This is a genomic window from Flavobacterium sp. FG68 (assembly GCF_057808895.1).
Window position 1 is genome coordinate 155285 of the sequence record NZ_JBMDIY010000009.1, and the last position, 6428, is coordinate 161712.

Sequence of the window (6428 nt, forward strand, 5' to 3'; positions counted from 1 at the left end):
TTTAAATTCTTAAACTCATGAATACTAAAGGTCATTGCTATCCGAAGTCTATTATACTGCAGGCCGTATATTTTAAGCTTAGGTTTACATTAAGCTATCGGGATGTTGAAGAGATTATGAAAATGCGAGGAGTTTCTGTTGATCATGCTACTATTCAGCGCTGGGTTTATAAGTTTTCACCTTTGCTTGAGTCGCAGATGAAGCAGAGAAAGGGTAGAGTGGGGACAAGCTGGAGATTGGATGAAACCTATATCAAAGTAAAAGGCATTTGGTGTTATTTATATAGAGCAGTAGATAAATTAGGTAATACGGTTGACTTTCTTTTGACCAGAAAAAGACAAAGAATGAGTGCCCAGTCATTTCTAATTAAAGCAGTTAGTAATAACTACAGGCCAAGAGTAATAAACATTGATAAAAGTGGTTCTAATAATGCCGCTATCAAAGTCTATAACAAGCGTTCGTTTTCGAAGATTAAAATCCGACAGTGTAAATATCTCAACAATATTGTAGAGCAAGATCATCGTTTTATCAAGTGGCGCATACAAAACGGATTAGGCTTTAAAAGTTTTGAATCGGCCAAAAGAACCTTGAGTGGAATTGAGGTTGTGCATATGCTGAGGAAGAATCAGATGGTTAGACCAGGGATAACTATGTTTAAATCATTTTGTAAATTGACTTATTAACTTTTAAAATATTTAAATCCTTATATTAGATTCTGACAGATGCGACAGAACCTATTTAGATTGTTCTATTTTTCAAAAGCCTCTACATATCCAGAAGCTGTGGTAGCAAGCTCATAAACTTTAAAACCTTCAGTGTTGTAGTCGTCTATGTTAATTGCAGTAAAGAAAAATTGGAAATCAGGCTTTTCGTCCTGAATTGTTCTGAATAAATTGTTTATTCCTGCATGATCAATACTGCTGAAACTTGTTTTTTCAATCAATAAAATTGTAGAATTGAATTTTGAGTAGTAATGTGCAATTTTTAGAGTTATCTCTAGAATAACCCGTAGCTTCTCACCATTAGATAATGATCTAAAAGAGCGGTAAAATTCATTTCTTGGACCATTAAATCTTATAAGAATTTCATGGTCGTTTTTATCATAATCAATATCATTAAAAAAAAGCTTCTTATCCCTGCTAATAGAGCCGATAATATTTATCAGTTCGCTTTTTGTAAGTTTAAAATATAATGAAATCAGAGAAATTGTCGATTTTTTTTCTCTTTCTTCCGTTGGTATTCCAGTGAGGAAATCCCAATAGCTTTCACTTATATAAAGAATTGACATCGTTGGCAGAAGAAACGGCATTGAAGCATTATTGAATGAATAAGATAGCCGGTTTTGACGGTCGATTGAAATACCGAATTTATCAGTCTGTTTCTTAATATAATGAATATTACAGAAGGAATTTACTTTGATTCTTCTTTCATTAGTCCATCGATCCAGAAATGACTTATCGGAAAGAGATCCGATTAATTCAAATATGAGCGTCTTTCCAACACCGTTATCGCCGTAAATTATGTTGCGATCAGTAAAATTTAAAGTGATAGATGAGGAAATTTGCCCAAAATTAGAAATCTCAATTTTGGACACGAGGCCTTTTTCAACATTTACGCCTAATTGCTTAAGCCTTATCTTTTCTTCATGCTCATGTTTTATATTCTTGAGATATTGAACTGTATAGGTTTCTTCATCACGGTCAATTAAAGTTGCGTGGTTGTTACACAACCATATGCCATTATCTATTGATCTGCGCTGTTCTGGCGTTAGGGTGAGGTCATATCTTCTACTGCCGGCACCTCCCGATGCGGCAGAAATGTGCGCAGCTTGACCGGTTAAACTTATTGCAGTTTCGTTTTCATGGGAAGGACCAACAGTAATATGGCTACAAATGGAGCACAGATAGCCGGCTCTTTGGGCCAGCTCTCTCTTTGTAGATGATAAAAATTCATCTCTAGGCATAATGGATATATAAGTGGTCTAATTTATTCATTTTTATGATTTAATCTCTAGATGTTTTTTATTAATTGAAAAATTTAATTTCAGAAATTACATCTGGATATTGAATGAAATCGATATGCTGCAGAAATACATTCATGTAATTGATAATATTGCTTATCCTCTCATTGATTTTTATGAATACATAGCTGTTATTTCCCTGCATCTCTAGAAATTCACCACTTTTGAAGATAAATTGGATGCCATCAAATTCGTACTCGAAATCGTTTCCTTTATAGTACCCCGGTATATTATTTTAATAAACACGTATTTATACGTATTCTTTATAATACACTAAGTATTATTTTTAACATTTTATAAATTAATTATACTTGTAAAGTGTTTGTTTAAGAAAACTATAAAATTATGCAAAAAAAAGCGTTAATTATTTGTTTATTATTAGTTCCTATCTGCTTACTAGGCCAAAAATCTGCACCCGTAGCAGGTGATGCAGCAATTTTAATTGATTTATTACATAAGGATTATGCTAGTGGTAACCCAGAAAGCATCGACGAAGATATAGCACGCGACCGAAGTAAAGCAATTTCTATTTTCAAGGCTTACAGTAATAATTTAACATTAAGTATAGTAAAAGAAAAAGATGAAAAGGGAAATACTATAAAAGATATAGCTTCTGGTAATGATAAAGAATTAAACATCCAAGAAAAGAGAAGTAATTATTTACAATCTATAGATAATTATAACGAAGAATTTAAGAAAGCAAAATCTGATGAAGGAAAGTTAGTTAGCTTGAAAATAACCTTAAATACAAATAAAAAAAACTATTATATAGCTTTATTTTATGTAGATAAACAACAGTTTGATGACCTTGAAAAGCATTTTCAAGATAATAACAATAAATTTCTAGCGACTGTACTTAATAGTGTCAAAAATAAATATGAGAATTTAAACAAAGGTAAGGCGGATGAATTAGCATTAAATAACAGCAATTTATCGATTCAAAAAGGATTGCCTTTTGTTGGAGGCGATATTTTAGTTGAAGGGATTGATGGGTTGGCACGTTTTTTAGCAAAGCGCATTAAAGAAGAATTGACCTTAAATGCCATAGATAATTTAAAAGACTATTTAGAAAAAAAAGATAAATATCCTTATCTCTATGAATTGGAAGTAGTGCTGCCTACTACAGTAAATTATTTAAAAAATTTTAATGCTGATCAGTTATTAAGTTTTAGCGATGATTTAAAGCAATATATCGAACAGGACTTGAATAATCTATTGCCTAATGCAGCTAATTTGAAAGCCACACCACGAATTGCATTAGCGATACAAAAGAATCCTGATTTGGATTTTGCTTTTGAAGGTTTGGAGATTTTACAACAGGTTTCTAAAATTAAAAGTCCTGTAGATTTTTTTACCATCTTAGCAAATAGCAGAAATCTAAACAGATGGCAAAATGATTCTGATGCTACAAAAAAAGAAATAGCACAAGGATTACAATTAGCTACTATGCTCGCCTATAGCTTAACAATTGTTGAAAATGGTGAAGTTAAGTTTGTCACGACTGACTTTTTTGCAAATTATGGGAGCCAAAAAGATTTTTTATTTCTCTATTTTGGCTTTCTACATCAGCAAAACGTAAAATATTATAATTCCTTATTACCCTTAGCAGATACAGTTAAAGAAACAGACAAAATTAATACAATAGAACATTTTATAAAATCTGATGTAATAGAAATTGTTCAAAACGCAGAACGAATACATACCCAGTTTTTAGTCATCAAGAAGAAGAATAAAAACGAGGAAAAAGTTGAATATAAAGAAATGCACCAATTGATTGGTGATATTGTAAATTTTGCAGAAGAAACCACTACTGTAGTTGATGGTATATTAGCCCTTAAGCCTGACAATACATTAAAAGATATTACTCAAAAAGTTAAACCTTATTTTACGGTTGCACGATTGGCTAATGACATCACATTGGATTTACATGAAAAAAGGTATACTAATGCCATTACCAAAGCTATTGAGATACCATTAATTTTAAAAATAGTAAAATCAGAGTACATCAATATCTTTGAAGAAACTAAATTAACTACACAGACTTTTACCGAATTACAAGCCCTTAAAACTTTGCTAAGTATTGATACTAAACTGAGTGATACTAAGAAGGTAGAATTATGGAAAAAAAACAAATTTGAAATTAAAATTATTCAATTAAAGTTTAATGAAATTGAAAATGGAAAATCACTTGCAACAAGTATTGATACTTTTTTAGAATCACAAAAAGACTTAAATTGGAATCAAGAAGTCTATAATAAAAATGTTCAGATTTTAAAAAATCATTTACTGGAGGAAAGAATGATTGTTTTTAAATATTTAGGCTACGATGAGACAAAGACGAAAGCCAAAATAGAAGCGGTGCTGAAAGAAAAAAATGTCACTGATAAAACTAAGATTTTTATATTAGATAAATTTACAGAATATCAAGTACAGGGATATAAGAAAATCTTTTTGGGCGAAAATATAAGCGTAACTACACAAGAAGAACTTACTCAATTGTATCAAGCTTTTGTGCCAGAGTTATTAAATCAGGTAAGCATAAAACAAGATAGTCAAAATAATAAATTAGTTAAGTTTATCCATTTTGTTAATGATATAGCCGTAGCGGATAATCCTGAAGCTTATGAAAAAGCGATAGAGGCTTTTGTATTACCTGTTGGAAGTTCTTCCCTAAAAGAAAAAGCAAGTTACTATTATTCAATTAATGCTTTTCCAGGACTATTAGGCGGATGGGAATTTACTAAAAGTGACGATCCAGAAATCAAAAAAGCAGAATTTATTGGTTTTACAGCACCAGTAGGGATCTATTTACAACCTTGGGGTGCTATTGGAAGTGGGTATAACTTGGGATTGTTTTTACCTATAATAGATATAGCTGCACCGGTGCGTTTACGTCTTGATGATGCTAACAATACAAAAACATTACCCGATTTTGAGGTTGCTGACATTTTTTCTCCAGGTATTTATGCTGTTTTTGGTTTAAAAAGATCTCCGTTGACGTTTAATTTAGGAGTTCAATATGGACCAAAATTACGAGATATTCCTGTTGAGAATACAGACACATTTACCTCTATTGAATCCTATCGTGTAGGACTAGGAGTTACTTTGGACATACCTTTATTAACCATTGCCTCTAAATATAAAAATGAATAATATGTTTAGATATTTTATACTATTCTTGTTTTTTAATGGCTTTATTCTATTTTCACAGGTTCGGGATAGTATAGCAATAAAGAGTGATTCTTTAAAAAATATGCGAAGTGTAGAAAAAGCGCTTTTCAAAAAAGCAACCCCCATAAACCAAGAGGGACACAACAAAATTTTTTATGAACAAATGCTAATACAGGAAATTCAGAAAAGTACAGAGCAACTACAAATGGAAACTGCAAAAGCAATAATAGGAGATCTTAACAAAGAAGATGGACAATCAAAATTATCACTAAAACTGATGGTCGAAAATGTGGATCCAAAAGAAATAGAAGTAGTAGATAGATTATTAGGACCGTCGCAATATGACAGTCGAATTGAACCTTTGCAATTGAATGAAGATATAGATTGGCAAAAACGTATACATAACGTTACTGAATCCGTTGGAATCATTGTGGAGATAGAAAAGCTTAATTCAATTTCTAAAACCAGTTATCAACTGGATATTAGTCAAAAATTAGGAGAAGTTTACAAGTTATGCCCAGATGAAGCATTTTTTAATCAGCCAACTCTGGGGGTTGGGACTGCATTTATATATGATAAAAAAAGTATGTTAACAGCCTTACATGTTTTAGAAAGGCCACTACAAAAATACGCTGTTGTATTTGGCTATAAGATTATAAATCCCAATGGAATTGTACATGTTTTTATTGATCAGGATGATATTTATTATCCCCAGAGAATTTTAAAAAAAAATACTGAATTAGATGTTGTAGAATTTACTGTTGATCGAAACTTTAATAGACCTGTATTGGAATGGGAACATTCAAAAAAAATAAAAAAAGAGGAGAGCGAAATTTATATGTTGGGTTATCCTAGTGGTTTGCCTTTAAAATTAGCTTTAAATGCTTCAATATTTGAAAATAATCTTCCCTTTTATTTTTATACAAGTTTAGACAGTTTTCAAGGAAATTCAGGGTCACCTGTGTTTAATTTTTTTACTAATAAAGTAATTGGCATTTTGGTGTCTGGGGGAATTGATTATAAGTTTAATGGTAATTGCAATTATAGTCCACTTTGTAAGTATCCTTATTGCAAAGGGGAAAAAGTGGTTCGTATTGAAGAAGTAATTAACCAATGGTAATACTTAGATCGAGCAATGTATGATTGTAGTTTTTCCTTCTTTACATTTATCATTAATGAGCTTGGATATGCAAACAAAAACTGGAGAAAAAGTTAAGCTACATTTTTATAATTAGTT

The 6428-nt window shown here is 31.2% G+C and carries 4 protein-coding genes; 3 read left to right on the plus strand and 1 reads right to left on the minus strand.

Translation table 11 applies throughout. The features are described 5' to 3' along the window. Positions 1-17 precede the first annotated feature (17 nt). Positions 18-683: an IS6 family transposase gene (locus tag ACODSB_RS08230; RefSeq protein ID WP_488936686.1), complete on the plus strand. Its 666-nt coding sequence runs from the start codon at positions 18-20 to the stop codon at positions 681-683. 65 nt (positions 684-748) lie between these two features. On the opposite strand, the gene ACODSB_RS08235 is transcribed toward ACODSB_RS08230, so the two are convergent. Beyond that, positions 749-1963 (minus strand): hypothetical protein, encoded by a 1215-nt coding sequence (locus ACODSB_RS08235; protein WP_488936687.1) that lies wholly within the window; start codon positions 1961-1963, stop codon positions 749-751. A gap of 402 nt (positions 1964-2365) precedes the next feature. On the opposite strand from ACODSB_RS08235, the gene ACODSB_RS08240 reads away from it, so the two are divergent. Further along, complete coding sequence (locus ACODSB_RS08240) at positions 2366-5173, plus strand: hypothetical protein (RefSeq protein ID WP_488936688.1); 2808 nt, start codon at positions 2366-2368, stop codon at positions 5171-5173. A 1-nt stretch (position 5174) separates the two neighbouring features. Next, on the plus strand, positions 5175-6311 hold the full coding sequence (locus tag ACODSB_RS08245) for a S1 family peptidase (protein WP_488936689.1): 1137 nt from the start codon (positions 5175-5177) through the stop codon (positions 6309-6311). The last annotated feature ends 117 nt before the right edge of the window (positions 6312-6428 follow it).

Coding starts and splice junctions, on each gene's coding strand:
- ACODSB_RS08230 (WP_488936686.1), top strand. CDS start 18: ATGAATACTAAAGGTCATTGCTATCCGAAGTCTATTATACTGCAGGCC.
- ACODSB_RS08235 (WP_488936687.1), bottom strand. CDS start 1,963: ATGCCTAGAGATGAATTTTTATCATCTACAAAGAGAGAGCTGGCCCAA.
- ACODSB_RS08240 (WP_488936688.1), top strand. CDS start 2,366: ATGCAAAAAAAAGCGTTAATTATTTGTTTATTATTAGTTCCTATCTGC.
- ACODSB_RS08245 (WP_488936689.1), top strand. CDS start 5,175: ATGTTTAGATATTTTATACTATTCTTGTTTTTTAATGGCTTTATTCTA.